We start from the raw sequence: 25,406 nt of genomic DNA on the forward strand, positions 1-25,406 counted from the left end.
CCGGCCGGGGGGTTCAGCCGCCGTAGACGTGCGGGGCGAGCGTGCCGACGAACGGCAGGTTGCGGTACTTCTCCGCGTAGTCGAGGCCGTAGCCCACGACGAACTCGTTCGGGATGTCGAAGCCGACCCACTTCACGTCGATCGCGACCTTCGCGGCCTCGGGCTTGCGCAGCAGCGTGACGACCTCCAGGGAGGCCGGCTGGCGGGAGCCCAGGTTCGACAGCAGCCAGGACAGGGTCAGGCCCGAGTCGATGATGTCCTCGACGATCAGGACGTGCTTGTCCTTGATGTCGGTGTCCAGGTCCTTGAGGATCCGGACGACGCCCGAGGACTGGGTCCCGGCGCCGTAGGAGGACACCGCCATCCAGTCCATGGTGAGCGGGGTGGACAAGGCGCGCGCCAGGTCCGCCATCACCATCACGGCGCCCTTGAGCACACCGACGATGAGCAGGTCCTTGCCCGCGTACTCCGCGTCGATCTTCGCGGCCAGCTCGGCCAGCTTCGCGTCGATCTCTTCCTTGGTGATGAGCACCGACTGGAGGTCGCTGCCCATGTCCTTCTCGTCCACCCGCATCACTTTCGTTGTCGGCCGGGGCTCCGGGGGGGTGCCCCCGGAGGACTCAGCCGTGTTTCAGCACCAATCAGCCCTGCCGGATGACAAGTCTGCCACCCTGCCGCTGGGCCTCGACGCGGCCGGGCAGATTGATGGCGCCCTGGCCCCGCCATCCGGTGATGAGGCGGTCGACTTCCTCGATGTGGCGGGCGAAGAGGGAACCCGCGGGGGATCCGGCCGCGACCACGGCCCTGCGCAGCACCCGGCGGCGGACGGCCGGGGGCAGGGCGTACAGCTTGGCGCACTCCAGGCGCCCGTCCTCGTCGCGCACTCCGGCCTCCGCGTCGGCGGCCCAGGCGTCGAGGGCGTCGGCGTCGTCCCGGGAGAGCTGGGCGGTGCGCGCGAGCGCTTCGACGACCCCCTTGCCGAGCGCCTTCTCCAGGGCGGGCAGGCCCTCGTGGCGCAGCCGGGAGCGGGTGTAGGCCGGGTCGATGTTGTGCGGGTCGTCCCAGACGGGGAGGGACTGGACCATGCACGCCTTGCGGGCGGTCTGCCGGTCGATCTGCAGGAAGGGGCGGCGGTAGCGGTGGGTGCGGCCGGGGCCTCCGGACACTTCGGCCATGCCGGAGAGCGAGCGGATGCCGGAGCCGCGGGCGAGGCCCAGCAGGACGGTTTCCGCCTGGTCGTCCCGCGTGTGGCCGAGCAGCACGGCGGCGGCGCCCAGCCGGTCGGCGGCCTCGTCGAGGGCGGCGTAGCGGGCGTCGCGGGCGGCGGCCTCGGGTCCGCCGTCGCGGCCGACGCGCACGGCGACGGACTCCACCGGGTCGAGGCGGAGCGCGGTCATGCGGGTGACGACCTCCGCGGCGCGCAGGTCGGAGCCGGCCTGGAGGCCGTGGTCGACGGTGATGCCGCCCGCCCGGATGCCGAGCTTGGGTGCCTCGAAGGCGAGGGCGGAGGCGAGTGCCATGGAGTCGGCACCGCCGGAGCAGGCGACGAGGACCAGCGGCGGGGTGCCGGCGGCGGGGCGGGGGCTCCCGTCGGCCGGGGTGCCGGGGAGGCGGGTGAGGTCGGTGAGGTCGGTGAGGACGTCGTGGAGTACGCGGCGGACCGCCAGGCGTATCGCCGCGACCGCAGGATGGGGACCCATGTCCGGTGCCCTTCGTGGAGTTCGGATGCTCGGAGGGTGAGGGTGTCGCGCGGGGGGAGCCGTTCGTCACTCAGAGTGCGTTGATGGTGACAGAACCGAGCCGTTCCCCGAGCATCGCACGCCCTTCCACGGCCCACGGTCCCTCGGAAGGGTGACGCTGCTTCCCCCAGTGAGACATGTTTACGCCCCCCGCGTCACCTTTCTTCGCTCCCCACGCTCCCCCTGCCGTGGACGCGCGCCACCCAGTCCGCGGGCCGGGCGATCTCGGCCTTGGTGGGCAGGGTGTTCGGCGAGGTCCAGACGCGGTTGAAGCCGTCCATGCCGACCTGGCCGACGACGGCGCGTACGAAGCGCTCGCCGTCGCGGTACTGGCGGAGCTTGGCGTCGAGGCCCAGCAGCTTGCGCAGGGCGGCGTCGAGGCGGCCCGCGCCGGCGGCGCGGCGCTGCTGGAACTTCTCGCGGATCTCGGCGACGGAGGGGACGACGTCGGGGCCGACCCCGTCCATCACGAAGTCGGCATGCCCCTCCAGCAGGGACATCACGGCGGTGAGGCGCCTGAGGACCTCGCGCTGCTCGGGGGTCTGGACGAGCTCGACGAGCGAGCGGCCCTCGTCCCCGCGTTCCCCCTCGGGGCGGGCGCCGGAGAAGGACTGGACGGCCTCGCGGAGCCGTTCCAGGACGGTGGACGGGTCCAGCTCGGTGGCACCGAGGAACGTCTGGATTTCGCCCTCCAGGTGGGCGCGCAGCCACGGCACGGCGGTGAACTGGGTACGGTGCGTCTCCTCGTGCAGGCAGACCCAGAGCCGGAAGTCGTGCGGGGCCACCTCCAGCTCGCGCTCCACGTGCACGATGTTGGGCGCCACCAGGAGCAGCCGGCCGCCCGTGGGGGCCACGCCGGGCAGTTCGGGCGCGCCGGGGGCGAAGGTCTCGTACTGGCCGAGCACGCGGGAGGCCAGGAAGCTCAGCAGCACCCCCAGCTCGACGCCGGTGACCTTGCCGCCGACCGCGCCGAGGACGGCGCCGCCGGGGGCGGCGGCGCGGCGGTCCTGCATCTTGCCGAGCAGCGGGCCCAGCAGTTCGCGGAAGCCGGCGACGTTGGCCTTGACCCAGCCGGCCCGGTCGACGACGAGGACGGGGGTGTCGGGGAGGGTGACGCCTTCGGGCATCATCCGGGTGAACGCGCGCACGTGCTCCTCGGAGGTCCGGGCGTGCCGGCGGAGTTCCGCCACCACGGCCCGCGCCTCGTCGCGGCTGACTTCGGGACCCGGCCGCACGAGCCGGGTCGCGGTCGCCACCGCGAGGTTCCAGTCGACCATCTCGGCACCACCGATGCTCGTCATGCGTCAACCGTACGTGGACCGGCGCCCGTAGGGATCCCCCTACGAGGTGGTGGCGACGGCGGCCGCGAGCTTGTCCAGGCCCTTCTCGGCGGCGGAGCCGTCCGCGGCGCCCGCCGTCAGGAAGGCGAAGGCGAGCAGCCGCCCGGAGGGGTCGACGACGGTCCCGGCGAGGGAGTTGACCCCGGTGAGGGTGCCGGTCTTGGCGCGGAGCAGGCCGGCGGCCGGGGAGGTGCCGGCGTTGCGGGCGCGCAGGGTGCCGGTGAAGCCGGCGACGGGCAGCCCGGTGAGGACCGGCCGCAGCTCGGGGTGGCGGGGGTCGGCAGCGGCGGCGAGGAGGCCCGTCAGGAGGCGGGTGGTGACCTTGTCGGCCCGGTTCAGGCCGCTGCCGTCGGCGAAGCGGGAGCCCGTGACGTCGACGCCGAGGGAGGCGAGCTTGCCGGAGACGGCCTTCTCGGCACCCTCGAAGCCGGGGTTCTGGCCGGTGGCGAGGGCGGTCTGGCGGGCGAGGGCCTCGGCGATGTCGTTGTCGCTGTTGGTCAGCATCCGCTCGACGAGTCCGGCCAGCGGGGTGGAGAGGGTGGTGGCCATCGGCTGGGCCCCGGTGGGGGGCTTGGCGCGGGCGGGGTCGCCGTTCACCGTGATGCCGCGGTCGCGCAGCAGGGCGGCGAAGGCACGGGCGGTGTCCTGGGAGGGGTCCTCGGAGCGGGTGACGGGTCCGGAGGTGGAGTCGTCGGGCCGGCCCTCGTCGGCCATCAGGGCGGTGACGGGGGCGATGTTGTCGTTGCGGCCGATCGGGTGGCCGACGGGGCCGGTGTAGAGCGAGTCGTCGTAGGCGAGGGTGACGGAGGCGGTGCCGGCGGCCTTGAGGGCCTGGGCGGTGTCGGCGGCGAGGGCGACGAGGCTGCCGCCGGATCCGGCGGGGCTCTTCTTCTTGGCGGTGAGGGAGGGGTCGCCGCCGCCGACCAGGACGATCTGGCCGGGGCCCGCTCCGGGCGTCACGGTGGTGCGGATCCGGTGTTCGGGGCCGAGGGCGGCCAGCGCCGCGCTCGCGGTGGCGATCTTGACGGTGGAGGCGGGGGTCATGGCCTCGCCGGAGCCGGACTCGAAGAGCACCCGTCCGGTGGCCGTGTCGACGACGCTGGCGGCCCGGACGGTCCCGAGGGCGCGGTCGGCGAGCAGGGGCGTGAGCGCCCCGGCGAGCGCGTCGGGCGCCGCGCCCGCGGCGTTCGCGGGGCGCGGTCCGATCCCCGCGAGCACCCCGGGGGCGCTCGGCGCGGCCTGTGGCAGGCCTCCGGCCGCGTGATCTGTGCCACCCAGGTGGATCCAGGAGGCGGCCCTGTCCCGCTCGGCCTTACGCTGGCCGGAGTCCCAGGGACCGGTGGTGGCCACCGCCGCCGCCGCGAGGGCGAGGCCCGCCACGGCCGACCCCGCGGTGAGCTGCCACGTCTTGATCAATGGCACCTCGGACCAGCCCCTTTCGCGATCACACATATGCGTGAGGGACACTTAACCACTGCGTCTTGCCGCGAGCATGGCACCCCACCCGGCAGGGCTGGGCCGGACGCGCACGCATTTGGATCAATCGCAGTCCCGAAGCAATCAAGCTCCGGCACAGGGCCAGAGCTGATCATGGAGGAGCAGGACGTGGAGTTCGACGTCACCATCGAGATCCCCAAGGGTTCGCGGAACAAGTACGAGGTGGACCACGAGACCGGCCGGATCCGTCTGGACCGTCGCCTCTTCACCTCGACCAGCTACCCGGCGGACTACGGCTTCGTCGAGAACACCCTCGGCGAGGACGGCGACCCGCTGGACGCGCTGGTCATCCTTGACGAGCCGACGTTCCCGGGCTGCCTGATCAAGTGCCGCGCGATCGGCATGTTCAACATGACGGACGAGGCGGGCGGCGACGCCAAGCTGCTGTGCGTGCCGGCCTCCGACCCGCGTGTCGAGCACCTGCGCGACATCCACCACGTGTCCGAGTTCGACCGCCTGGAGATCCAGCACTTCTTCGAGGTCTACAAGGACCTGGAGCCGGGCAAGTCCGTCGAGGGCGCCAACTGGGTCGGCCGCGCCGAGGCCGAGGCCGAGATCGAGGCCTCGTTCAAGCGCCTGGAGGCGCAGGGCGGCCACCACTGAGCCACGGCTCGGTGACCGGACCGGCGGGCTGAGTCCCCGGTCCCGCGACATGACGACGGGCGGTACCCCCGGCGGGGGTACCGCCCGTCGTCGCGTCCCGGTCCGGTGCGGCGGCGCCCCCCGACTCCGCCCCGGCGCGAGCGCGGGCGGGGCTGCGCGTGCCGAGGGAGGAAACGATTCCGCATACTGGTACCCGCAGGTGATCACGGGCGCTGGAGGACGCGTGGCGGAGGCCGAAGGGACCGCGGACGGGAAACCCGTGTCCGACGAGGCGCACAGCGCCTTCACTCCCCCGCCCGGAATGGAGCCGGACGTCCCGGTCGAGGACCAGCCCACCTCCGAGTTCGCCGTCCCCGACGGCATGGCGGCCCCGCCCCCCGGACCGGAGGGCTCCGCCTTCGCCGCCCCGGCCACCTACAGCGCCCAGCACTCCCCGCCGGCCTACACCCCCGGTCCGGGCTTCCCGGTCTCCCGGATGAAGGACTCCCCCTGGCAGGACCGCATGCGCCTGATGCTGCGCATGCCGGTGGACGTGCGCCCGGTGCCCGAGCCGGCCCAGAAGCAGCCCGAGTCGGGCCCGGCCGTGGGCCGCGTGCTCGACCTCACCCTGCGCATCGGCGAGCTGCTGCTCGCGGGCGGCGAGGGCGCCGAGGACGTGGAGGCCGCGATGCTGGCCGTGGCCCGCTCCTACGGGCTGGACCGCTGCGAGCCCACCGTCACCTTCACCATGCTGTCGATCACCTACCACCCCTCCCTGGTGGGCAACCCGGTCTCGGCGAACCGCACCGTCCGACGGCGCGGCACGGACTACACCCGGCTGGCCGCCGTCTTCCGGCTGGTGGACGACATCAGCGCGCACGAGGTGGAGGTCTCCCTGGAGGAGGCCTACCGCCGCCTCGCCGAGATCCGCCGCAACCGCCACCCCTACCCCACCTGGGTGCTCACGGCCGCCGCCGGACTGCTGGCGGGAGCCGCGTCCGTCCTGGTCGGCGGTGGGGTCACGGTGTTCTTCTGCGCGGCCCTCGGCGCCGTCCTCGGCGACCGGCTCGCCTGGTACTGCGCCGGGCGCGGGCTGCCGGAGTTCTACCAGTTCGTGGTGGCGGCGATGCCCCCCGCGGCCATCGGCGTGGCCCTGAAGATCGCCGAGATCGACGTCCGCGCCTCCGCCGTGATCACCGGCGGGCTCTTCGCCCTGCTGCCCGGACGGGCCCTGGTCGCGGGCGTGCAGGACGGCCTGACCGGCTTCTACATCACGGCCTCGGCCCGCCTGCTGGAGGTCATGTACCTCTTCATCGGGATCATCGTCGGCGTGCTCGTGGTGCTCTACGTGGGCCTCCAGTTCGGCGCCCAGCCGAACCCGGACGAGATCCTGCAGATCCCCAGCCGGCCGGTGCTCCAGATCCTGGCCTCGATGGTCCTGGTGTTCACCTTCGCGATCCTGCTCCAGCAGGAGCGCTCGACGGTGTGGATCGTGACGCTCAACGGCGGGGTCGCCTGGGTCACCTTCGGCGCGCTGCGGGCCGCCGAGCTGCCCCCCGTACCGTCCACGGCCATCGCGGCCGGGCTGGTGGGCCTGTTCGGGCAGCTCTTCTCCCGCTACCGCTTCGCCTCCGCCCTGCCCTACGTCACGGCGGCCATCGGACCGCTGCTGCCGGGCTCGGCGACGTACTACGGACTGCTGTCGATCGCCGAGAACCGGCTGGACGCGGGGCTGGCCTCGCTCGTCAACGCCGCCGCCATCGCCCTGGCCATCGCGATCGGGGTGAACCTGGGGTCGGAGGTCTCCCGGCTCTTCATGCGGATCCCGGGCGCGCAGAGCGCCGCCAAACGCCGGGCGGCCAAGCGCACCCGCGGCTTCTGAGCCCCGCGGGCCGTTCCCCGCGGGCCCGTCCCCGGGTACGCGAACGCCCCGGGGACAGCTGGTCTCCGGGGCGTACGAGGGGCCGTGGCGGGCCGTCTAGCGCTTGGCGTGCCGCCCGCGCTGGCCGGGGGCCTGCGGATCCTCCGGGGCGCCGTACGGGGCAGCGGGGGCGCCGTACGGAGCCGCGGGGGTGCCGTACGGAGCCGCGGGGGCCTGCGCGGCGGCCTTCGCCTTCTCCTTGCGGGACTTCATCACCTCGAAGATCACCGGGATGACGGAGATCAGCACGATGCCGATGAAGATCGGCTCGACGTTGTTCTTGATGACCTCGAACTGGCCGAGCTGGTAGCCGAGGCAGGTGACGCCCGCGCCCCAGGCGATGCCGCCGATGACGTTGAAGGTCAGGAAGGTCCGGTACCTCATCGCGCCGGCGCCCGCGACCATCGGGGCGAAGGTGCGGATGATCGGCACGAAACGGGCCAGCACGATCGCCTTGGGGCCGTGCTTCTCCATGAACTCGTGCGCGGCGTCCAGGTTCTCGCGCTTGAAGACCTTGCTGTTCGGCCGGTTGAAGAGCTTCGGGCCGAAGAACTTGCCGATCAGGTAGCCCACCTGGTCGCCGAGGATCGCGGCGGCCACGATCAGCGCGCAGACCACCCACAGCGGCTGGCTGATGTCACCGCTCGCGGCGAACAGGCCCGCCGTGAAGAGCAGGGAGTCGCCGGGCAGGAACGCGAAGAGGCCGGACTCCGCGAAGACGATGACCAGGATGCCGATCAGGCCGAAATGCCCGATCAGGTACTCCGGGGACAGCCACTCAGGGCCGAGCGCAAGCGTGTACACGAGTTCCGGGCTCTCCTGGATCAGGGGGGTGTCGGCGGTGGGGGGCGACAAGAAGCTGGTCTCAATTATCAACGCACACGACCCCCGCCGGGTTCCAGGCCCGGAGGGGGTCGTGTGAGCGAGATCGCGGCCACCGCACGGCGACGGGGCGGTTACACCTTGCGCACGGCGTTGGCCGTGATCGCGTCCCTCAGGTGCTCCGCGAGGCCCGGCCGCATCGCGTCGTAGAAGGCCTTGAAGCGCTCGTCCGAGACGTACATGTCGCCGAGGCAGGTGTGCATCTCGTACGGGCAGTCGTAGAACCACCGCGTGATGTGCAGGCGGTGCTCCTCGGCCATGTCCATCGCGGCCCCGCCCTCGGAGGGCTCACCGGACTCCATCAGCGCGGCGTACCGGGCGCTCCAGTCGGCGACCTCGTCCTGCATCCGCTGCCAGTCGGCCTTGGTGTACGAGGCGGCCCGGCGCTGCGACTCGGCGTAGGAGTCGGTGTGGCCCCAGCGCTGCTCCGCCTCCTCCCGGTACTGCTCGGGGTCCTTGGCCCCGAAGACCTCGAACCTCTCCTCGGGCGTGAGGTTGATGCCCATCTTCTTCGCCTCCATGGCGTGCTCAACGGCCTTGGCCATCTGCTGGAGCCGGGCGATCCGTTCGGTCAGGAGGGCGTGCTGCCGGCGCAGGTGCTCCCTCGGGTCCGATTCCGGATCGTCCAGCAGGACCGCGACCTCTTCGAGCGGGAAGCCGAGCTCCCGGTAGAACAGGATCCGCTGCAGCCGGTCGAGGTCGGCGTCGTCGTACCGCCGGTGCCCCGCCCCGCTGCGCCCGCTCGGGGAGAGCAGGCCGATCTCGTCGTAGTGGTGCAGGGTGCGCACCGTCACTCCGGCGAAACCGGCGACCTGGCCCACGGAGTAGCCCATCTTTCCGCTCCTCTGGTTGGGTACGCCCTCCACTGTGGGTCCTCACGCCGCGTGAGGTGCAAGTCCGTTCGCGGACGGACCGGCTAGCCCATCGCCTTCGTGCCGTCCAGGGACTCCCGGATGATGTCCGCGTGGCCCGCGTGCCGGGCGAACTCGCGCACCAGGTGCAGCAGCATCCAGCGGACCGAGACCTCGGCGTCGGGGAACCAGGGCGCCGGCGGGAGCGGGAACGAGTCGTCCAGGCTGGGCACGGACGCGACGAAGGCGTCCGTCTCCTCCTTGACCCCGTCCCAGAAGGCGAGCGCCGAGGCGGTGGTCTCGTCCTCGGTCAGCCGGAAGCCCTCGTGCCAGTCCTGCGGGGCCCGCCCGTGCTCGTTCGGCTTGCCCTGGGCCATCCGCAGCCAGTTCAGTTCCACCTCGGCCGCGTGCTTGACCAGCCCGGACAACGACAGCTCGCTCACGGTGGGACGGCTCGCGGCCTGCTCCTCCGTCAGCCCGCGGGCCGCCTGCCGCAGCGCCTCGCGCTGGTTCTCGACGAAGAGGAGGAGCGTCCCGCGCTCGTCGCCGGGGATCTCTTCGGTGGGGTGAGCCATGACCGACCGCCTTTTCCGTGCGGGGCGCTTCCCGCGTCGCTCGTCTTTCCTGCTGACGGCAACCACGCTACGGAGCAATGCGGTCAGGGAGTGTCCTCTATGGGGCCCTAGAACGGAAAGTTCGTCCGGCCGTGCTGCACCGAGATCCACTTCTGGGTGGTGAAGGCCTCCACCGTGGCCTCGCCGCCGAGGCGGCCCAGGCCCGAGGCCTTCTCGCCGCCGAAGGCGGTCAGCGGCTCGTCGCCGATGGTGGAGTCGTTGACGTGGATCATTCCGGTCTCGATGCGCTGCGCGAAGCGGACACCGCGCTCGACGTCCCGCGTGTGCACGGCCCCGCTCAGCCCGTAGGGGGTGGCGTTGGTCATGCGCACGGCCTCCTCCTCGCCGTCGAAGACCACCAGCAGGGCCACGGGGCCGAAGATCTCCTGGCCCAGCAGGGGGGAGTCCTCGGGGAGTCCGGCCAGGACGGTCGGTTCGACGAGGTTGCCGCGCGTAGACCCGCGGACGAGCGCCCGGGCGCCCGACTCGACGGCGCGGTCCACGAGCGCGGTCAGGGCGTCGGCCTGGAAGGAGTTGATCAGCGGGCCGATGTGGGTGTCGGCCTCGCGGGGGTCGCCGGTCTTCAGGGCGCGGACCCGGGCGGTGAACTTCTCCGTGAACTCCTCGGCCACGGAGGCGTCGACGAGGATCCGGTTGGCGGCCATGCAGACCTGGCCCTGGAAGACGAAGCGGCTGAAGACGGCCGCGTCCACCGCGTAGTCGACGTCGGCGTCGTCGAGGACGACGAGGGCGCTGTTGCCGCTCAGTTCCAGGACGGTCCGCTTGAAGTGGCGGGCGGCGACGGCGCCGACGTGGCGGCCGGTGCGGTCGGACCCGGCGAAGGAGATGACCTTCGGGACGGGGTGGGTGAGTATCGCGTCGCCTATCTCGGCGATGTCGGTGACCAGGACGTTGAGGAGTCCGGCGGGCAGCCCCGCGTCCTCGAAGATCTTGGCGATGATCCCGCCGCCCGCGACCGGGGCGTTCTGGTTCGGCTTGATCAGGACGGCGTTGCCCAGCGCCAGCGCCGGGGCGACCGACTTCAGGGTGACCAGGAAGGGGAAGTTGAAGGGGCTGATCACGGCGACGACCCCGACCGGGAGGCGCTGGACCCGGTTCTCCTTGCCCACGACCGGTGAGGGCAGGATGCGGCCCTCGGGACGGACGGCCAGCTGGATCGCCTCGCGCAGGAACTCCATCGCGAGGTGGACCTCGTACTCGGCCTTGGGACGGGTCCCGCCGAGCTCGTCGATCATCGCCTCGACGATCTCCTTGTGGCGTTCCTCGGTGATGCGCAGGGCGCGTTCGAGGACGGCGCGTCTCGCGTAGGGGGTGGCGGCCGCCCAGTCGCGCTGGGCCCGCTCGGCCGCGCGGTAGGCCCGGTCCACCTGCTCGACGGTGGCCACCGTGATGGCCGCGAGCTTCTCCCCGTTGTACGGGTTGACGTCGATGATGTCCCACGAACCGGTGCCGGCCAGCCATTCGCCGTCGATGTACTGGTGAGCCAGGTCGGTGAATATCGACATGCCATCCCTTACTGCGAGCGCGCACCCGTGCGCTGCACCGGAGACCGATCGGTCAGTCATGCACTGATCAGACGTCATAGTACGTGCGGATCAAGACAGTTGGAGCAGTCCACGCAGGAGATCACGCGTCTTGTCAGGGTCTGGACAATCAGCCTGAAGCCGCTCCATCGCCCGCGAGTACTGCCCCACTTCCTCTTCTTTGTCCAGGTAGAGGGCACTGGTGAGCTGTTCCAGATAGACGATGTCCTGCAGGTCGGACTCGGGGAAGCGCAGCAGGGTGAAGGCTCCGCTCTCACCCGCGTGCCCGCCGAAGGAGAAGGGCATCACCTGGAGGTGCACGTTGGGCCGCTGGCTGATCTCGATCAGGTGTTCCAACTGCCCGCGCATCACGTCGCGGTCGCCGTAGGGGCGGCGCAGCGCGGCCTCGTCGAGGACGGCGTGGAAGACCGGCGCGTTCTCGGAGACCAGGACCTTCTGGCGCTCCAGGCGCAGCGCCACGCGGCGGTCGATCTCGGCGGAGCCCGCGCCGGGCATGCCGCGCTGGACGACGGCGTGTGCGTACGCCTCCGTCTGGAGCAGGCCGTGGATGAACTGCACCTCGTAGATGCGGATGAGGGAGGCCGCGCCCTCCAGTCCGATGTACGTCTGGAACCACCCGGGCAGCACGTCGCCGTAACTGTGCCACCAGCCCGCCGCGTTGGCCTCCCGGACCAGCCCCAGCAGGGACTCGCGCTCCGCGCCGTCCGTGACCCCGTAGAGCGTCAGGAGGTCTTCGACGTCCCTGGCCTTGAAGCTCACCCTTCCCAACTCCAAGCGGCTGATCTTCGATTCGGATGCGCGGATCGAGTAGCCGGCCGCCTCACGGGTGATGCCGCGGGATTCTCGGAGTCTCCTGAGCTGTGAGCCCAGGAGGATGCGGCGCACCACGGAACCGCTGGCTTCTGCGGTCACTAGTCCTGCCCTCCCCATCGCAATGTCTGCGCGTGTGCGTCGTGGGCCCCCGTACCCCGGGGCGAGAGTCTGCCACCAAAACGCATCGGACCGTACTCGTTCTGTAACGGAATCCGTCGTCCCGGAAAAGAAGTCCGTAAGTATGCGTAGGAAGAAATGAGCAAGAACCGTCACGGGAGTGGACAGGTCCGGCGCGTGCACGTGCATCTGCCCTTGCATCCGGCTTCGCCATTCGGAACGATGGTGCCGCGCACCTGCGTGCTCTTCGCGCCGGCGCCGGACCCACCCCGCAGTTCTCTTCGGACAAAGCCGCCGCGCCGTCCGCGAATCCCGGGAGTGCCTCGCATGGGGACGAATGGATCGACCGTGCTAGAGCCGTTACGGCAGGGGCTGCCCCCGGTCGACCCCACGGCTGTCTCCGGGTCCGCCTCCTGCGCCCTGCCCGCCCGCTTCGAGGCGGTGCGCGGCGCCCGTTCGTTCACCCGGTCCACCCTGTCCCAGTGGGACCTGGACGACCGCTTCGACGACGTCTCCCTGGTCGTGTCCGAACTCGTCACCAACGCGCTGCGGCACGCCCTGCCCGACGACGCGCGCGGCTGCGCCGGGGAGCCCGAGGGCTCGGTGCGGCTGCACCTGATGCGGTGGAGCACCCGGCTGGTGTGCGCGGTGCGCGACCCCAGCGAGGAGCGGCCGGGCGGCGCGTTCGCACCGGAGCGGACGGACGAGAACTGTGACCTGGAGTCCGGGCGCGGGCTGTTCCTCGTGGACGCCTACAGCGACAACTGGGGCTGGCACCCGCTCGCGGGCAGGCTGACCGGCAAGGTCGTCTGGGCGCTCTTCATGCTCCAGGACTGACCCTCCCGACGGGTCCGCGCCGCCGGGGAATACAACGTCACAAACGGGACAACTGGCCGGGGTTGATCGTTTCGATCAGTCCCGGCCAGTGCACGTGCATGGCTCGATCGAGTGCGCTGTTCCATCAGCCGATCAGATGATCGAACTCCCCGTCCTTGACGCCCAGCAGGAGCGCCTCGATCTCGGCCGGCGTGTACACGAGCGCCGGGCCGTCGGGAAAGCGCGAATTGCGCATGGCGACGTCGCCGCCGGGCAGTTTGGCGAACTCCACGCAGGATCCCTGCGAGTTGCTGTGTCTGCTCTTCTGCCAGGTCAGCTCATACAAGGAAGCGAGTTCTGCAGCTGCCATCCCGTTGTACGCGTGGTCCACAGGAAGCCCCCGATAGTGCAGATGTCAACTCCACCGGATCATAGCTGTGTTCATCAGCGCATGCATGGGCAGATGCACGTGCACGGGCGGTGCCGCACCGGTCACTGTTGATCACTTTTTACGGGCGGAGCGCCTCGGACACCTCGTCCAGCGCCTCCAGGAGCTGCTCCCCGGCCCCGCGCAGAACGGCTGTTTCCGGGGCGTTCCCGTCGGGCAGCAGTCCGCGGACCCCTTCCCACTCCGGGACCCGCCGCTCCCGCACCGCCTTCGCCCCCGCCTCGGTCGCCTCGCGCAGGGCCCGCGCCAGCTCCGCCGCCCCCGGCACCGGGGCGTGGGTCCGGTCCGGCAGGTGGGCCTCCCACAGCATGGCGTGGCGGCCCAGCGCCGCCAGGGCGTCCCCCGCCCCGTCGGCGGCCGCACGGGACAGCCCCCGGTGCCGCACCGGCTCCCCCGCCGCCCGCACGAGCGCCTCCTGCCAGGCGATCCGGGCGTCCCGGGACGCCAGCAGCGCCTCCCGCACGTCGGCCCGCCGGGCCCCGGCCGGATCGGCGTACTGCCCGAGCACGGCGGCCGCGTACCGTCCTACGGCCGCCAGCCAGTCGGCGAGGCGCGTCCGCAGCCGCGGGGTCTCCCAGGCGGGGTAGACGGCGTACGCCACCATCGCCAGGACCCCGCCGATCAGGGTGAGGGCGATCCGGTCGGGGACGGTCTGGTCCCAGCGGGCGCCGCCCATGCCGAGCAGGAAGACCACGTAGGCCGACACGAAGACCTGCGCGACGGCGTACCCGGTGCGCATCAGGGCGTACATCAGGCCCGCGCTGACCACCGCGAGCGCGCCCGACAGGTACATCCCCGGCTGCGCCAGCTGCACGATCGCCGTCGCGACGGAGACCCCGACCAGGGTGCCGCCGAACCGGGCCACGGCCCGCGACCAGGTCTGGGTGAAGTCGGGCCGCATCACCATCACCGCTGTCATCGGTGCCCAGTAGGCGTGCCCGAACGGCAGCGCGTTCCCGATCAGGTACCCCGCGCAGACCGCCGCCGTGACCCGCACGGCGTGCCGCAGGACCGGCGACCCCGGACGCAGTTCGGCGCGTACGGCCCTCCCCACCAGCGGCACCAGCTCCGGCAGCGTGGGCCGCAGCATCGACTCGGCCGGGTCGGCGATCCGCCCGGACCCCGGCCCCGACCCCGGCCCGGCCGTCTCCAGGACGTCCTCCAGCAGCGCGGCCAGCCGCCGCGCGGCCCGCAGCGGCGCGCCCCCGAGCAGGTCGGGCAGGTCGGGGGCCTTGAGCACGGACAGGGCCGGCGCGGGCAGCCGTACGGGGTCCCCGTGGCGGATCGCGTGCGCGGCGGCGTCCAGCACGGTCCCGGCGGCGGCGAGCAGCTCCCGCACCCGTTCCCGGGCCGGGCCCTGCGCGGGTGCCCCGACGGCCGGGTCGGCGAGCGAGGCCAGCACGGGCCGGATCCGCTCGGCCAGGCCCCGCGCCCCGTGCAGCTCGGCCGGCCGCCGCCGGGCCTGCCGGACGGTGACGGCGGCGGCGTCCCGGGCCTTCATCAGCGGCACGGGGTCGAAGGAGGCGGCGGGGTCCTGCCGCAGCCGGCGGGCGTAGTCGGCCTCGGCGGCGAGCGCGTCGGCCAGGGCGTCGCGCCGGTCGCCCCAGCGGCGGACCGGGAACAGCACGATCAGCAGCGCCTGGACCACCCCTCCGGCGGCGATCACCGCGGCGTGCCCGGCGGCCTGCGCGACGGAGGTCGGCAGGGTGACGGTGACCAGCATGATCGCGACGTTGCCGGAGGCGATGATCCCGGCGGTGGGCCCGGCCGCCCACAGCAGCCCCGTCACGAAGGTCCAGACGGCGAGCAGGAGCAGGAAGAGCCCGGTGGCGGAGGAGCCGACCAGGTAGCCGACGAAGGTGGAGACGGCCAGGGTCAGCCCCGAGGCGAGGGCGAGCACCGGGCGCGGGCGCCAGCTCTGCTGGAGGGTGGCGATGGCGGCCGTGAAGGCGCCGAACGCGGAACTGGCGGCCGCCCCGGGCCCCAGGAAGGCCAGCCCGAAGCCGATGACGAGCGCGAGCCCGGCGGCGGCGCGGACCGCGACGAGGGGCTCCAGCCGGGTCCGTTCCACCGTCATGCCCGAGCGGGCGGTGTCCTTCAGCGCCCGGAGCCAGCTCATGGCGTCGAGCGTAGCCGTTTTCAGGGTTTCTTCAGGGTTTCTTCAGGTTTGTGCGCAGCCCTTGCCCCGCTGTTCCATGGGACGGATCATCAACCGGCCGAAGTCACGGTCCGGCCGTCGTCCGAAAGGTGGGTACGCACATGCTCCGCAATGGCCTTGAGCCCTGGCACCTGATCATCGTCCTGGTGGTGTGCCTGCTGGTGTTCGGCTCGAAGAAGCTGCCCGACATGGCCCGTTCCCTGGGGAAGTCGGCGCGCATCCTGAAGTCGGAGGCCCGGGCGATGCGCACCGAGGACGGCGCCCGCCCGGAGCCCCGCCCGGAGACCCCGGCCGCCTAGGGAGGTCCCAGCCGGCCAGCCTGCCGGCCCGTCGTCCGCGCAGCCCCGTCCGTCCGGCTACGGAAGCGAGGGCCGCCGCCCCGCGCCCACGTGCGCGGCGTCGGCGGCCGCCGTGCCGTCCTCCCAGCCCGCGTGGTCGGTGGCGCCGCGCAGCCGGGTCGTCGTGGTCCGGGGGAACATCTCGTCGGCCCGCGAGGTGACGGCGACGTCCCGGGCCACCAGGGCGGGCAGGTTGTCCGCCGCCTCGGTGGCCGTGTGCTCGGCGGTCTCCGCCAGACGGCGGCCGAGCCGGCTGGCGTAGGCGAGCAGGAAGGACTGCCGGAAGGTCTTGGTCCGTTTGCGCCCGCCGGCCCGCTGCGCCGCTTCGGCCCGGGTCATCGCCGCCGTCCCCTGCACGAGCAGCGAGGTGTGGAGCAGTTCCACCGCTTCCAGGTCGCTCTCGAAGCCGACCACCGTGGAGAACTCGAAGCCGCTGTTCCACACCGCCCGGCAGCGGTTGGCGGTGGCCACCGCGTCCAGCAGCACCGCCTTGGCCTCCTCGTACGGGGGCTCCACCCCGATCCGGCAGGCCCCCGGGACCTGCGCCGGGCCGCCGCCGCGCGCGGCCAGCAGCGCCTCGTCCACCGTGTGGCGGGCCATCAGCTCCTGCGCCTTCGCGCTGAGGGCCTCGGCCTCCTCCGGGTACGTCGTCGCCTCGGCCTTCGCGAGCAGCGCCCGGATCCGCCCCAGCATCCGCGGCTCGATGTGCGCGTGCGTCTGCTCGGTGAGGTCGCCGGGGAGCGGGCCGACCGGCTCGATCGACGGCAGCCGCACCAGCAGCCGCAGCACCTCCAGGACGGCGGTGGCCAGGGTGAACCGGTCCGCCTTGGCGCGCCGCGCGAGCTGTTCGGCGTACGCCCCGTCCTCGTCCCACCAGACCTCGGCGTCGGTCCACCGCTCCGGGAGGCGTGCGTAGCGGCGCGCCTCGGCGGCCACCAGGTCGGCGGTGATCCGCAGGTGGAGCTCGTCCAGGTCGCGGCGGACCAGCCGCAGCACGTCGGCGGGCTGCCAGCCCCGCTCCCAGGCCTGCCGTACGTACGCCTCCCCGCGCGCGAGCAGCTCGCGCCCGACCCCGCCCCACCGCGCGGGCTCGGCGGCGAGCACGGAGGCGCCCGTGTCCAGCCCGGCGTCGTCCTGGGCGTAGAGGGCGGCGGCGAAGGCCCGGTCAACGGTTGCGGCGAACTCACTCACCCCTTCAGCTTGACATGCCCCCCGCGCCCGGCCGGTCCGCTCCCGGCGCGCGCGGCCCCGCCCCCGCGGCCCGGCCGCGCCGGGAAGGCCCTTGTCAGACCCCGGTGGGACACTCGCACCCGTGAGCGACGCACCCGGCCCCTGGGCCCTCGCCGAAGACGGCGACGGCTGGTGGCACGCCGCGCCCGTGCCGCCCGCCACCGGCCCCCGTCTGCGCGTCCGCGACCCCGCCGAGGCCGTCCGGGCCGCCCCCGCCGCGACCCGCTGGATCTGGCGGTCCACCGCCGCCGTCTACCCCCGCCTGCTCGCCGCCGGCGTCCGTGTCGAGCGCTGCTACGACGTCGAGGACGCCGAGCTGCTGCTCCTCGGCCACGAGGGCCGCTTCGGCGAGCCCCGCTCCGCGGCCGCCGCCTGGGCGCGCCTCAACGACGCGCCCGTCCCCGCCGACCCCCCGCAGCGCGCCGCCGAGCCCGGCACCCAGGACTCCCTCTTCGACCCGCGGCCCGCCGTCCCCGTCTCCCTCGACGCCCTGCTCGCCGTCCACGCCGACCAGGCGCGCCGCCTCGCCGCGACCGCCCACCCCGACCGGATGCGGCTGCTCACCACCTCCGAGTCGGCCGCGTTCCTGATCGCCGCCGAGATGCACCGGGCCGGCCTGCCCTGGCGGGCCGACGTCCACCGCGCCCTGCTGACCGAGCTGCTCGGCGAGCGCTACGCGGGCCGCGGCGAGCCCCGCCGCCTCGCCGCGCTCGCCGACGAGGTCTCCGCCGCGTTCGGCCGCCGCGTGCGCCCCGACCTGCCGGCCGACGTCATCAAGGCGTTCGCGGAGGCCGGGATCACACTGCGTTCCACCCGCCGCTGGGAGATCCAGGAGCTCGCGCATCCGGCCGTGGAACCGCTGATCGCCTACAAGAAGCTGTACCGGATCTACACCGCCCACGGCTGGTCCTGGCTGGCCGACTGGGTCCACGACGGCCGTTTCCGCCCCGAGTTCCTCCCCGGCGGCACCCTCACCGGCCGCTGGGTCACCAACGGCGGCGGGGCCCTGCAGATCCCGAAGGTGATCCGGCGGGCGGTCGTCGCCGATCCCGGCTGGCGGCTGGTCGTGGCCGACGCCGACCAGATGGAGCCGCGCGTCCTCGCCGCGATCTCCCGCGACCCGGCCTTCATGGAGGTGGCGGGCCGCGCCGAGGACCTCTACGCGGCCGTATCCCGCCGGGGCTTCTCCGGCGACCGCGAGCAGGCCAAGATCGCCGTCCTCGGCGCGGTCTACGGGCAGACCTCCGGCGACGGCCTGAAGAACCTGGCCGCGCTGCGCCGCCGGTTCCCGCGGGCGGTGGCCTGCGTGGACGAGGCCGCGCGGGCGGGCGAGGAGGGCCGGCTGGTGCGGACCTGGCTCGGCCGGACCTGTCCGCCGCCCGTGACCGCCGCCGAGGACGACGGGGGCGAGGCGGGACTCCCCCAGGACTCCGGGAGCCTCCCGGACGGCACCGGCCGCCCGGACCGCGGGAGCCGCCCGGACGGCTGGACGCCGAGCTACGCCTCCGCCGACACCCGCGCCCGGGGCCGCTTCACCCGCAACTTCGTCGTCCAGGGCAGCGCCGCCGACTGGGCCCTGCTGATGCTCGCCGCGCTGCGCCAGTCCCTCGCCTCGGCGGGGATGCGCGCGGAGCTGGTGTTCTTCCAGCACGACGAGGTGATCGTGCACTGTCCCGCCGAGGAGGCGCCGGCCGTCGCCGAGGCGATCCGGGCCGCCGCCGACCGGGCGGGCCGCCTCACCTTCGGCGACACCCCGGTCCGCTTCCCTTTCACCACCGCGGTCGTGGAGTGCTACGCCGACGCGAAATGACCCGTTTCCGACCGGGGCGGCGGCGCCGCGAACTCGTACAGCCCCTGCGCGGCCCGAGGTCCCTCAGTGGCCCGTGACGGGCTGCGGGGGCAGCCTGAAGAGGTGCTGGGGTGTGACGACCCGGGTGATGGCCTCACCGAACAGGGCACTGGGCTCGGCGCCGTCGGAGTCGGTGTCCGTGTTGAGCAGGACGACCAGGGTGGCCTGCTCCTGGGGCAGGTACACGGTCAGCGACTGGTAGCCGGGCAGGGATCCGTTGTGGCCGATCCAGCCCTCGACGTTGAAGATGCCCAGGCCGTAGCCGGTGTCCGGGAGGTCACCGGCCGGGCTCACCTTCAGCCGCTCGGCCTGGGTGGCGGGGGTCAGCAGGGTGCCGGTGGCCAGGGTCTTCGCCCAGCTCCGCAGGTCGGGGAGGTCGGAGATCATCGCTCCGGCAGCCCAGCCCCAGGAGGGGTTCCAGTCGGTGGCGTCCCCGGTCTTCCCGTTGGCGGTCTGGTCCGTGTAGCCGTGCGCGTGCGGACTTGGGAACTCCGCGCCGGTCGGGAAGAGGGTGTGCGTCAGCCGGGCGGGCTTGACCACCTGCTGGTCGATGTAGTCGGCGAGCCTCTTCCCGGTCACCTTCTCCACCACCAGCCCCAGCAGGATCAGGTTGGTGTTGGAGTACTCGAACCTGGCGTTCGGCGCGAAGTCCACGGGGTGCCCGAAGGAGTACGCGAGGAGCTCCCGCGGCGTGAAGTTCCGCCGGGGGTTGCTCGTCAGGGCCTTGAAGAACCCTTCGTCCTCGGAGTAGTTGAACAGCCCGCTGCGCATGCCGGCCAGCTCGCGCAGGGTGATCCGGTCGCCGTTCGGGACGCCCGCGACGTACCTGCCGATGGGGTCGTCCAGGCCCACCTTGCCCTGGTCGACCAGTCTCAGCAGGGCCGTCACCGTGAAGGTCTTCGTCTCGCTGCCGATCCGCATGTTCAGACCGGGTGTCATGGGCGTTCCGGTCGCCTTGTCGGCGACGCCGAAGGCCCGTACGTACTCGCCCTTGCCGGGGGCGGAGAGGGCCACGATGACCCCGGGGACCCTGGCCTCCCGCAGCACCTTCAGCACGGCCGCGTCCAGCCGCGCCGCCACCTCGGGGGTGAGCTTCGGCAACCCGTCGGCCGCGGGGGTCGGCGAGGGCGTGGCAGCCGGTGTCGCCGCGGGGGCCGCCGCCACCGCCGGGGGCGCGTCCGCGTACCGCGCGTAGCCCGCTCCGACGCCGACCGGCACCACCACCAGACCCGCCGCGGCGGCCGCGACCGCCGCGCTGCGCCACCGTGTCGTCATGCCCGGCCTCCTGCCCGTGCGCCGCCGCCCCTCCCCCACGCTAGCCCCGCCCTCGCGGCCCCAGCGACCGCAGGGGCGGCGGGACCGGGAAGGGGAAGGGGCCGGGGAAGGAGGGGGCGAGGCCGGGGCGGGCGGGCCGCGGGCCGGGATCAGTCGATCACGATCTCCGTCTCGAAACGGGTCCCCAGGGCCCGCAGGCGCCGCTCGCACTCCTGCCGGGTCGGCGCCGAGAGCACCGCCGCGGCCAGGAAGTCCGAGGAGAGGGCGGCCTCGGCGAGGACCTCCCCCGGCTCGGCGAAGACCCCGTAGAACCGCACCCAGGGCTCCTCCGGGATCACCGGGATGGCGCGGACCGTGCCGGGCCGCTTCATCATCAGGACCTGCCCGGCCATGCGGACCGGCTGCAGCCGCCCGCCCTCCGGCCCGGCCGGGAGCCCCGCCAGGGCCGGCAGGGGCAGTCCCGTGTGGGCCCGCGCCGCCAGTTCCACGGGGTGCACCTCGAACACCGCGTCCAGCACGTCCCGGACGCGCGCCCCCGCCGGCCGGGCGGCGACCTCGCAGACCACGAGGCGGTCGTCGGGCGTGTGGAAGACCTCCGCGTGGAAGGCATGGTCCGCCGGCCCGCCCAGCGCCCCGAGGGCCTCCTCGGCCAGCGCCAGCAGGCGCGGTGTCAGCGGGTCCGAGGGGTCCAGGGTGAGGTCCACCCGGGCACCGGGATCGGCCTGGAAGGAGGCGAGGTCGTACTGGTACTGCGAGGGCCAGGCCATGACGGTGCGTCCGTCCACGACCACCCCGTCCACGTGGCACATCCGGCCCGGTACGTACGCCTCCACCAGGAGGTCCTCACGGGGACCGGCGGCGGGCGCGTAGGCCTCGGCCAGGTACTCCTCCAGTTCCCCGGCGGTCCCCACGATCCGCAGCCCGACGGAGCCGAAACCGTCGCGGGCCTTGAAGACCACCGGCAGGCCGTGCTCCTCCGTGAAGGCCCGCGCCCCGTCCGCCGTGGCGGGCAGCGCGTACGGGGCGGCCTCGATGCCGGCCGCCCGCAGCCGCTCCTTCATCAGGACCTTGTCCCGGAAGGGCAGGACCCCGTCGGGCAGCTGGCCGGGCAGGCCGAACTTCTCCCGCAGCCGGGCCGCCCGGAGCAGGTCCGCCTCGTGGAACGCGATGACGTGGGTGACCTCGTACGCGTGGGCCAGGTCCTCGGCCAGCCGGTCGAGCCGCTCCTCGTCGTCGAAGCTGTCGAGGACCTCCAGCCGGCGGTAGCCCCCGGGGCCGTCCGGGACCCGCTCGCCGCCCCCTTCGATCCGGTCGCGGGCCGCGATCAGCACGACGCCGCCGTCGAGTTCGGCCAGCCACCGGTCGTACGGGAACGGGTCCAGCGGGAAGCGGTGCAGGACGAGCGCGGTCACGCCGCCGCCCCGGCGAGGGCGGCGGCCGGGTCCTGCGCGGCCCCGGCGACCGGGTCGACGTCGATGCGGATCTGCGCGGTGAGCCGCTCGCAGAGGGCGATCGCCGCGTCGGTGTCGGCCGCCGTCACGGCGGCGAAGCCGAGCCGGTCCCAGTTGTCGCGCAGCGGGCGCACCGGGTCGCCGGGACGTACGGAGACCTCCACGGCCAGCACGTCGGCGCGGGCGGCGACCTCCTCCACGCCCGACACGGCGGTGACCGTCCCCGGGTCGCGGAGCACGAAGCGGGTGCAGGCCCCGGCGCGGGCCGCCGGGGGCCCGGCCAGCGGCTCGACGAGGCCCAGGGGCCAGGCCATCCCGTAGCCCATGAGGTCGATCCCGTAGGCGGCCTCGACGAGTTCGTTGATGTGGCCGCCGCCCACCCGGTTGTGGGACTCGATGACGACCGGGCCGCGGGATCCGAGGCGCAGCTCGGTGTGGCTCGGCCCGTCGGTCACGCCCATCGTGTCGAGGAAGTCCGCGACCGCGGCCGTGATCCGGGCGTGGTCCCCCGGTGCGAGCCGGGCGGGCAGGGCGTGGCCCAGCTCCGCGAAGTGCGTGTCGTCGACGAGCTTCTCCGTCACGGCGACCACCACGTGGCGGCCGGCGAAGCTGAGGGCCTCCACGCTGAACTCGGGGCCGTCGAGGTAGGACTCCATCAGGAACTCGTTCACCGTGTACAGGGTCGAGCCGCGGTCGGTGCGCCGGCCGCGCAGCTCCTCGATCCTCTCCCACACCGCGTCGAGCTCCCCGGCGCCGTTCACCCTGATCAGGCCGAAGCTCGCGGTGGCGTCGGTGGGCTTGACGATGAACGGGAAGCCGGCCCGCCCGGCGAAGGCGTCCAGGGACTCTCGGTCGGTGACCCGGTCCCAGTGGATCGACAGCCGCCCGTGGTCGCTCAGGTGCTGCCGCATCAGGTACTTGTTGCGCATGCGGCGGCTGACCTCGGGGCGGGTGCCGGGGAAGCCGAAGTGGTCGTTCAGCCGGGCCGCCATGTCCAGGCCGCCCTCGGTGAGCGAGACGACGGTGTCGAAGTCCCAGACCTCGCGGGCGGCGTCGGCGAGCGGCCGTACGGTCGCCCAGTCGGTGTAGTCGATCATCAGGAGGACGTCGGCCAGCCCGGTCTGGAAGGCGTTGACCTTGTCGGGGTGCTGGAGCAGGACCACGCGTACGCCCAGGTCCTTGGCCCGTTCGAGGTGCTGGTCGGTACCGCCGACGAGCAGCACGGTCCGGTCGCCGGGGGCGGCGCTCGGAGCGGGGGCGGGCGCGGTCTGCGCGGTCGGCGCGGTCATCACAGGGCTTCCTTCGGGGTGGGGGTGGTCCGGGCGCGCAGTGCCGCGTGGGCCGCGGCGATGCGCTCGGCGGCCTCCGCGGGGCTCGGGGCGTCGACGACGGCGTAGCCGTGGCGGGTGCCGGAATCGGTGGTGAGCGGGAGGACGTCACCGGGTCCGTACGGGAAGTGCACGGCGTGCACGTGGTCGAGGGCCCTGAGCTCGTCCAGGCCTTCGACGGACTCCAGCCGTCCCGCGGGCAGCCGGAAGAAGCCGACGGAGGCGTACCGGTGGGCGGCGGGCGCCCGCACGTCCTCCCCGGCCAGCCCGCGGAAGATCGCGGCCTCCAGGTCGAAGCCGGTGGCCACCTCCACCAGGAGCGGGATCCGGTCGCCTCCGAGCCGGGCCTGGGACTCCACGACGCGCGGCCCGGCCGGAGTGAGGATCACCTCGGTGTGGGCGGGGCCGAAGGCGAAGCCCGAGAGGTCGAGCAGGGCGGTGACGGTGGAGCGGATCGCCTCCGCCCCGGCCGGGTCGAGCGGGGCCGGATGGACGTGCCCGGTCTCGATGAATCCGGGCGGCCCGCTGGTCTGCTTGGCGGTGATCCCGACGACCTGGTGCGCGCCGCCGACGCTCAGGGTCTCCACGCTGAACTCGGGGCCCTCCAGGAACTCCTCGATGATGAAGGGGCCTTCGATGCCGGCGGCCTTGACCCGCTCGGTCCATTCGGCCAGGTCTGTGACGGTGCGCACCAGCGCGACCCCGCGGCTGCCGGCGGAGTTGGTGGGCTTGACCACGGCCGGCAGCCCGAACTCCGCCAGCAGCGGCTCGACTTCCGCGAGGGCGGCGGCCTCCCGGGCGCGGACCACGGAGACGCCGGCCGCGTTGAGGAGGCCGCGCATGGCGTTCTTGTCGTTGAGCAGCCGCACCGAGTCGGCGCTGTTCGGGGACAGGCCCAGCGCCTCCGCCTCGGCGACCACCGGGGCCATGCTCCGCTCGCTGCCCAGGTGCAGTACGTACTGGACCCGGTGTTCCTCGGCGGCGCGGGCCACCAGGGCGCGCAGCGCGGCCTCGTCCTCGAAGTCGGTGAGGAGCAGTTCCTCCGAGTGCGCCGCGACCTGGTCGAGGTAGGCGGCGGTGCGCAGTTTCGGGTCCCAGACCGACCAGACCCGGAAACCGGCCTCGACGGCCTTGCGGACGAGCTGCTCGTACGGCATCACCATCAGGAGCCGGCCGGCGGTGCGGGGGTGGGTCATGACGTGGCTCCGTTCCGGGCAGGCGCGGCGGCCTGCGGGTTCTGGTCCGCGGCGGCGGGGTCCTGCCCGGCAGCGGGGTCCTGCCCGGCGGCGGCCCGGCGGGCCTCGCGCAGCGGCAGCAGGGAGCGGTAGACGAGGACGGCGCCGAGGCCGGCGGCTGCGTAGAGCAGGCTCATGCCGACCGGGGAGAGGAACGCCCCCACGGTCACGCACAGCGAGCCGACGAGCAGGCCGATGCGCGGCACCAGGCCGTAGGCGGCCAGGTACTTGGTGCGGGCGACCGGGTCGACGAGGTCGGCCAGGATGGCCTGCTTGACCGGCACGTTCATGATCTCCCCGAGGGTGAACACGACCGCGCCGGCGATCAGGATCCAGCCGCTGTTGCTGACGGCGAGGACCATGTACCCGGCGGTGAAGACGGCGATGCCCGCGTAGAGCCGGACCCGGTCCGGCAGCCGGCGGAACATGCTGCCCGTGAACAGGGCGAACACGACGACCAGCGCGGTGTTGACCGCCCTCAGGATGCCGAGCATCGCGACCCCGTCCACCGCCGGGAACCAGCGCTCCAGGCCGGCCAGCGCCTGCTCGGGGAACTCGTCCGCGAGCCGGACGGCGATGTAGTAGCCGATCTGGACCTCGACGGCCCGGGTGAGGATCGCGGCACCCACCAGCCGCAGGAACACCCGGTCCCGGGAGACGGCGAGGTAGCCGCGGAGCATCGCCGCGACGCCGGCGGCCTGCTCCTTGGCGGACTCCGGGGCGCTCTCGGCGATCCACCACCGGACGACCAGCGCCGTCGCCGCGGACAGTACGGCCGCGGCGGTCAGCAGCAGGGTGAAGTGGTCGCCGTAGAAGAAGCCGCCGATCAGGGCGCCGGCGGTGAACGCCATGTTGATCGACCAGTAGTTGATCGTGTAGACGAGCGTCCGGGTCTCGGGGGTGGAGACGTCGATCATCATCGCGTCGGCGGCCGGGGTGGCCGCGCTCGCGAGGCAGGTGTTGAGCAGGAAGAGGACGAAGGTCACCGCCCCGGACTGCCACCAGGGCGAGTTGGCCAGGGCGAGCAGCCCGAAGGTGAGGGCCGCGCCGACCTCGCCGGCGACCATCAGCGGCTTGCGGCCGTGGACGTCGGCGAGGTGGCCGCCGAGGAAGTTGCTGGCGATGCCCGCGGCGGCGACCACCATGGTCAGCACGCCGGCCGCGGCCGCCCCGTAGAGCCCGGCGAGGTGGATGACCATCAGCGGCATCAGCATGATGCCGAGCAGCCGCTGGACGAATCCGACGCCGAGCCTGAGCTTGATGTTCGGGTGCAGGTCGCGGACGTTCATGCCGCGGCCCCTTCGCGCCCCCCGCCGGCGGGGCCGGCGCTCTCGGCGGGTACGGGGACGGGCTCGGT

The 25,406-nt window shown here is 73.2% G+C and carries 22 protein-coding genes; 5 read left to right on the forward strand and 17 right to left on the reverse strand.

Annotated features, from left to right (window positions below; all coding sequences use genetic code 11):
- Positions 1 to 13: 13 nt before the first annotated feature.
- The 4 genes from hpt to dacB form a co-directional block, all read right to left on the reverse strand.
- Positions 14 to 574: a hypoxanthine phosphoribosyltransferase gene (gene hpt, locus AB4039_RS11905; RefSeq protein ID WP_030228417.1), complete on the reverse strand. Its 561-nt coding sequence runs from the start codon at positions 572 to 574 to the stop codon at positions 14 to 16.
- Positions 575 to 641: 67 nt separating this feature from the next.
- On the reverse strand, positions 642 to 1,700 hold the full coding sequence (tilS, locus tag AB4039_RS11910) for a tRNA lysidine(34) synthetase TilS (protein WP_266839896.1): 1,059 nt from the start codon (positions 1,698 to 1,700) through the stop codon (positions 642 to 644).
- Positions 1,701 to 1,894: 194 nt separating this feature from the next.
- Positions 1,895 to 3,040 (reverse strand): zinc-dependent metalloprotease, encoded by a 1,146-nt coding sequence (locus tag AB4039_RS11915; RefSeq protein ID WP_266839897.1) that lies wholly within the window; start codon positions 3,038 to 3,040, stop codon positions 1,895 to 1,897.
- 39 nt (positions 3,041 to 3,079) lie between these two features.
- Positions 3,080 to 4,501 (reverse strand): D-alanyl-D-alanine carboxypeptidase/D-alanyl-D-alanine endopeptidase, encoded by a 1,422-nt coding sequence (gene dacB, locus AB4039_RS11920; RefSeq protein WP_442270668.1) that lies wholly within the window; start codon positions 4,499 to 4,501, stop codon positions 3,080 to 3,082.
- Positions 4,502 to 4,684: 183 nt separating this feature from the next.
- On the opposite strand from dacB, the gene AB4039_RS11925 reads away from it, so the two are divergent.
- Both AB4039_RS11925 and AB4039_RS11930 read left to right on the forward strand, forming a co-directional pair.
- The gene (locus AB4039_RS11925) at positions 4,685 to 5,179 is read left to right on the forward strand and encodes an inorganic diphosphatase (protein ID WP_007264878.1); all 495 of its coding nucleotides are present in this window, start codon (positions 4,685 to 4,687) and stop codon (positions 5,177 to 5,179) included.
- Between the two features lie 223 nt (positions 5,180 to 5,402).
- On the forward strand, positions 5,403 to 7,040 hold the full coding sequence (locus tag AB4039_RS11930) for a threonine/serine exporter family protein (RefSeq protein WP_266839901.1): 1,638 nt from the start codon (positions 5,403 to 5,405) through the stop codon (positions 7,038 to 7,040).
- A 96-nt stretch (positions 7,041 to 7,136) separates the two neighbouring features.
- Here the strand turns inward: AB4039_RS11930 and AB4039_RS11935 are convergent, their stop codons facing one another.
- From AB4039_RS11935 to AB4039_RS11955, 5 genes are all read right to left on the reverse strand, one after another.
- A complete protein-coding gene (locus AB4039_RS11935) occupies positions 7,137 to 7,883 on the reverse strand; it encodes a DedA family protein (RefSeq protein ID WP_442270701.1) in 747 nt (248 codons plus the stop codon).
- A 152-nt stretch (positions 7,884 to 8,035) separates the two neighbouring features.
- Positions 8,036 to 8,794: a MerR family transcriptional regulator gene (locus tag AB4039_RS11940; protein ID WP_266839903.1), complete on the reverse strand. Its 759-nt coding sequence runs from the start codon at positions 8,792 to 8,794 to the stop codon at positions 8,036 to 8,038.
- Between the two features lie 83 nt (positions 8,795 to 8,877).
- A complete protein-coding gene (locus tag AB4039_RS11945; protein ID WP_266839905.1) occupies positions 8,878 to 9,387 on the reverse strand; it encodes a DinB family protein in 510 nt (169 codons plus the stop codon).
- Between the two features lie 107 nt (positions 9,388 to 9,494).
- Positions 9,495 to 10,952 carry an aldehyde dehydrogenase family protein gene (locus AB4039_RS11950; RefSeq protein ID WP_266839907.1) on the reverse strand — a complete coding sequence of 486 codons (1,458 nt, stop codon included), beginning with the start codon at positions 10,950 to 10,952 and terminating at the stop codon, positions 9,495 to 9,497.
- Positions 10,953 to 11,042: 90 nt separating this feature from the next.
- Positions 11,043 to 11,921, reverse strand: a complete 879-nt coding sequence (locus AB4039_RS11955) for a helix-turn-helix domain-containing protein (protein ID WP_266839908.1) — start codon at positions 11,919 to 11,921, stop codon at positions 11,043 to 11,045.
- Between the two features lie 327 nt (positions 11,922 to 12,248).
- Here AB4039_RS11955 and AB4039_RS11960 point away from each other — a divergent pair, with 327 nt between their 5' ends.
- Positions 12,249 to 12,758 (forward strand): ATP-binding protein, encoded by a 510-nt coding sequence (locus AB4039_RS11960; protein WP_266839910.1) that lies wholly within the window; start codon positions 12,249 to 12,251, stop codon positions 12,756 to 12,758.
- A gap of 124 nt (positions 12,759 to 12,882) precedes the next feature.
- On the opposite strand, the gene AB4039_RS11965 is transcribed toward AB4039_RS11960, so the two are convergent.
- Together AB4039_RS11965 and AB4039_RS11970 are read right to left on the reverse strand one after the other, a co-directional pair.
- Positions 12,883 to 13,128: a DUF397 domain-containing protein gene (locus AB4039_RS11965; RefSeq protein WP_030228447.1), complete on the reverse strand. Its 246-nt coding sequence runs from the start codon at positions 13,126 to 13,128 to the stop codon at positions 12,883 to 12,885.
- A 118-nt stretch (positions 13,129 to 13,246) separates the two neighbouring features.
- On the reverse strand, positions 13,247 to 15,304 hold the full coding sequence (locus tag AB4039_RS11970) for an FUSC family protein (protein WP_266839912.1): 2,058 nt from the start codon (positions 15,302 to 15,304) through the stop codon (positions 13,247 to 13,249).
- Positions 15,305 to 15,444: 140 nt separating this feature from the next.
- Between AB4039_RS11970 and tatA the strand changes: the two genes are divergently transcribed.
- On the forward strand, positions 15,445 to 15,642 hold the full coding sequence (tatA, locus tag AB4039_RS11975) for a Sec-independent protein translocase subunit TatA (RefSeq protein ID WP_266839913.1): 198 nt from the start codon (positions 15,445 to 15,447) through the stop codon (positions 15,640 to 15,642).
- Between the two features lie 57 nt (positions 15,643 to 15,699).
- Here the strand turns inward: tatA and AB4039_RS11980 are convergent, their stop codons facing one another.
- Positions 15,700 to 16,872, reverse strand: a complete 1,173-nt coding sequence (locus tag AB4039_RS11980) for a DUF2786 domain-containing protein (protein ID WP_266839915.1) — start codon at positions 16,870 to 16,872, stop codon at positions 15,700 to 15,702.
- A 121-nt stretch (positions 16,873 to 16,993) separates the two neighbouring features.
- Between AB4039_RS11980 and AB4039_RS11985 the strand changes: the two genes are divergently transcribed.
- Positions 16,994 to 18,721 carry a bifunctional 3'-5' exonuclease/DNA polymerase gene (locus AB4039_RS11985; protein ID WP_442270669.1) on the forward strand — a complete coding sequence of 576 codons (1,728 nt, stop codon included), beginning with the start codon at positions 16,994 to 16,996 and terminating at the stop codon, positions 18,719 to 18,721.
- 63 nt (positions 18,722 to 18,784) lie between these two features.
- Here the strand turns inward: AB4039_RS11985 and AB4039_RS11990 are convergent, their stop codons facing one another.
- From AB4039_RS11990 to AB4039_RS12010, 5 genes are all read right to left on the reverse strand, one after another.
- Complete coding sequence (locus tag AB4039_RS11990; RefSeq protein WP_266839916.1) at positions 18,785 to 20,035, reverse strand: serine hydrolase domain-containing protein; 1,251 nt, start codon at positions 20,033 to 20,035, stop codon at positions 18,785 to 18,787.
- 149 nt (positions 20,036 to 20,184) lie between these two features.
- The gene (locus AB4039_RS11995) at positions 20,185 to 21,447 is read right to left on the reverse strand and encodes an ATP-binding protein (RefSeq protein WP_442270670.1); all 1,263 of its coding nucleotides are present in this window, start codon (positions 21,445 to 21,447) and stop codon (positions 20,185 to 20,187) included.
- Entirely contained in the window at positions 21,444 to 22,775 is a 1,332-nt protein-coding gene (locus AB4039_RS12000; protein WP_266839920.1) for an ATP-grasp domain-containing protein, read from the reverse strand. Before AB4039_RS12000 ends, AB4039_RS11995 begins: the two co-directional genes overlap by 4 nt.
- Positions 22,775 to 24,010, reverse strand: a complete 1,236-nt coding sequence (locus AB4039_RS12005; protein WP_266839922.1) for an ATP-grasp domain-containing protein — start codon at positions 24,008 to 24,010, stop codon at positions 22,775 to 22,777. Before AB4039_RS12005 ends, AB4039_RS12000 begins: the two co-directional genes overlap by 1 nt.
- A complete protein-coding gene (locus AB4039_RS12010) occupies positions 24,007 to 25,338 on the reverse strand; it encodes an MFS transporter (protein WP_266839923.1) in 1,332 nt (443 codons plus the stop codon). Before AB4039_RS12010 ends, AB4039_RS12005 begins: the two co-directional genes overlap by 4 nt.
- Positions 25,339 to 25,406 lie beyond the last annotated feature (68 nt).

This window comes from Streptomyces sp. M-16, from assembly GCF_052114405.1.
Classification (GTDB): Bacteria; Actinomycetota; Actinomycetes; order Streptomycetales; family Streptomycetaceae; genus Streptomyces.